Raw genomic sequence first — 2,463 nt, 5'->3', positions numbered from 1 at the left:
GTCGCCACGAAGTACGGCGAGAGCGGATATCGCGGCAAGTAGGGCGAACACTTCCCCCGCACCGAGCTCGAAGCCCTCAGGTCGCTCTGGCGCACACACCGGTCCGACCCGGCAGCCTGACCCCCCCGAACCCATTGACCATCGGCGCTGCCTCGCACAGGTTGAGCGGAACATGTGCGCTTTGCTGAAGGTCTTGTTCGACGTCAGGATGATCGAGCCCTTCTCATAGCGCTTGGAGATCACCTGGAAGACCAGGTTCGCCTCGGCACGGTCGAGAGGCTGGTAGCCGACCTCGTCCACCACGAGAACGCTCGGCCGCAGGTAGGTGCGGAGCTTGCTGGTCAGCCGTCCCGCGGCCTCCGTTGCCTTGAAGTGACTGACCATGTCGTCAAGGCTGGTGAAGTAGATCGAGAAGGCCGCCCGGCAGACGGCGACCGCCGGAGCGACGGCAAGGTGGGTCTTGCCGACCCCGGGCGCCCGAGCAGGGCGGCATTGGCCTTGGCCTCGACGAAGGAGAGGGTGGCGAGGTCCTTGATCTTGCGGGGATCGAGCTCGGGCTGGAACGAGAAGTCGTAATCGTCGAGCGTCTTGTGGTGTGGCTGCTTCGACAGCCGCAGGTTCTGGCGGAAGCGGCGATCATCCCGAACGGCGAACTCCTCCGCCAGGACCAGGTCAACGAACTCGAGATAGCCCATCCTCGCCTCATCGGCCCGCTGGGCGTACTGGTTCATGCCCTCGGCAAGGTGGGGCAGGCCGAGCTTGGCGGCCGTGGTGCGGATGCGGGTGCTGACCAGCTGGCTCAACGGAACTCCCTCGTCGCGGACTTGGTGGTAACGGGACGGGTTCCGGTCAGCTCGTCATAGACCGACAGCGGCCTGCGGCCGACCTCGACGTGAGCGGCGGCGGCCCGACTCAGCAGGGCCTGCAGCGGACTGGTCTCCTCGGCCACGGAACGATCGCGTCGGGGCTGGGGAAGAAGGTCCCCCGTGGTGACGCGGTGGGTTTCGCCCTTCGGAAGAAGACCGTCCCAGTGGCGTTCGTGGACGACGCGAGCGCCGCGGCCCAGCGCCCGCGGATGGACGGGCCAGCAGTGGGTTGCCGTTGGCGTCGGGGACAGTGGCGTGGAGCATCACCTGAGACTTCGTGGCCCTGATCTCGACCAGCTGACGGGCGCGGACCCTGCGGGCAGGCATCGAGTAGAGGTTGGCGTCGAAGGCGACCAGGCAGTCCTTGCCGGCATGCCGCAGGTGCCGCTGCGTGACGACGTAGGGCGTTCTCGGCAGTGGCCGCAGGGCCACGTGATCGCGGACCGCACGATGGCCGATGACCTCGCCGGGTGTGCCGTGGACGCAAGATCGCCGCAGTGGCACCCAGGCCGAGAACGCGGCGTCGAACTCCTCGATCGAGGAGAACGCCCAGCCGGCCAGGACGTGATCACGGACGATGGCGACCTGCCGCTCGACCCGGCCCTTGCCCTGCGGCCGGTAGGCGGCGAGCACGTCGATGTCGAGGTCGTAGTGGCCGGCGAAGGCCACCGCCTCGGGGTGGAGCGGGACAGCCTCACCCGGGGCGATGTACCTGCGGACCACGGTCTTGGTGCGGTCGTGAACAATGCTCATCGGCACCCCGCCGAAGTGCGCAAACGTCCGGCGGTGGCACTCGAAGAACGTCGCCAGATCCTGGCTGGTGGTGAAGCAGCAGAACGGGTCACGCGAGACGACAGCGTCATGTGAAACGAGTAGACCCGCGGGATACCGAGGTGGGCGAGGACCTTGCCCTCGTCGCCCCAGTCGACCTGGGCCTGGGCACCGGGGACCACCTCGAACCGGCGGTGCAGGCCGGCCAGCTCACCCGGGCTGATGCCGAGCTCCTCGGCGATCCGCGGCCTGGCCTCCTGCAGGTAGATCTTCACGCGCTGGTTGTTGCCCGTGAACCCGTACTCGCTGGCCAGCCGCTCGTGGACCACCGTCCCCTTGATCAGGATCTCGGACCGCAGCATCGCGTCGATCAACGGCGCGACCTCGTCCACCACCCGCTTGCGGGCCTGCCCGTTCGACATCTGGCGGGGCGGCCCGACCGGCCCCTGCGCGGAAAGGTACTTGCGGACCGGATGGCGATTCGGCCCGGTCTCCTTCGAGATCTCCGACAGGCTCATCGCCCCGGACTCGAACAGACCGTGGAATCGGCGGAGTTCCAACCATCGATGCGGATCCAAGACATCGTCAGCCGCCCTCCGCCATCCGAACCGGCCAAGCAGCAGACTGCCGAACGAGGACTCTCCGCACCTCAGGAACTGGGCACGTTCACTCGTGCGTGGTTGGGCACATTCACATGTACGCCGACAGCACCTGGGCCACGGCCAGCCAGACGAGTAATTGTCAAGATCTGTGGATTGAGCCTTCCCGATCGTGGTCGGTGTGACTGCGATGCTCGGGTTTCTGGATCCAGGCGATGACGGCCTGC

General features: G+C 67.1%; 2 protein-coding genes and 1 pseudogene. All 3 read right to left on the bottom strand.

Annotated elements, in window-relative coordinates; genetic code table 11:
• Nucleotides 1-180 precede the first annotated feature (180 nt).
• Nucleotides 181-803 (bottom strand): annotated as a pseudogene (locus ACZ6R9_RS33740) (ATP-binding protein); the annotation flags it as partial.
• A 54-nt stretch (nt 804-857) separates the two neighbouring features.
• On the bottom strand, nt 858-1,619 hold the full coding sequence (locus ACZ6R9_RS33735; RefSeq protein WP_465542591.1) for a Mu transposase domain-containing protein: 762 nt from the start codon (nt 1,617-1,619) through the stop codon (nt 858-860).
• Nucleotides 1,616-2,155 (bottom strand): hypothetical protein, encoded by a 540-nt coding sequence (locus ACZ6R9_RS33730; protein ID WP_465542589.1) that lies wholly within the window; start codon nt 2,153-2,155, stop codon nt 1,616-1,618. The genes ACZ6R9_RS33735 and ACZ6R9_RS33730 overlap by 4 nt, the downstream gene beginning before the upstream one ends.
• Nucleotides 2,156-2,463 lie beyond the last annotated feature (308 nt).

It is taken from the genome of Kitasatospora sp. NPDC048662 (assembly GCF_055587065.1).
This window is presented reverse-complemented; position numbering and strand designations above follow the sequence as displayed.